This window comes from Flavobacterium sp. GQ95 (assembly GCF_059758655.1).
This window is the reverse complement of sequence record NZ_JCAXEB010000071.1, coordinates 1-430: the sequence shown is the minus strand read 5'-3', so window position 1 is coordinate 430 and position 430 is coordinate 1. Positions and strand designations below refer to the sequence as shown.

The window sequence follows — 430 nt, the reverse complement described above, 5'->3', positions numbered from 1 at the left end:
TTACAGCAGCCGAAAAGCAATAACGGCACAAACATCCACTGGTCATGCTGCATCTGTCCTGGGACTCAATATTACCTATAATGCTTTTAAGAGTCCGGTGACCATTGAGGAGAAAGGAAACGATGATAATTATATAGATAAAATAAGTTTTACCTACAATGAAGACAATTACCGTAGTGCCATGTTTTATGGCGGGACGCAGAGCGAAAAAGAAAAGCGCCCTTTGCGAAAATTCTATTCTGCTGATGGCACCATGGAGATTAAGCAAAACATTGAAACAGGAAAAACAGAATTCCTGACCTACATTGGCGGTGACGGGTACTCGGCGCCACTAGTATTAAAAAGTGATGGCACATCCCAAAATTATTTATATTTACACCGGGATTACCAGGGTTCGATCCTGGCTATTAGCGATGAGAAGGGAGCCGTT

1 pseudogene is annotated in these 430 nt (G+C 42.3%); it reads left to right on the top strand.

Annotated features, from left to right (window positions below):
• Window positions 1–97: 97 nt before the first annotated feature.
• Window positions 98–430: pseudogene (locus AC6CH4_RS25975) on the top strand (hypothetical protein); the annotation flags it as partial.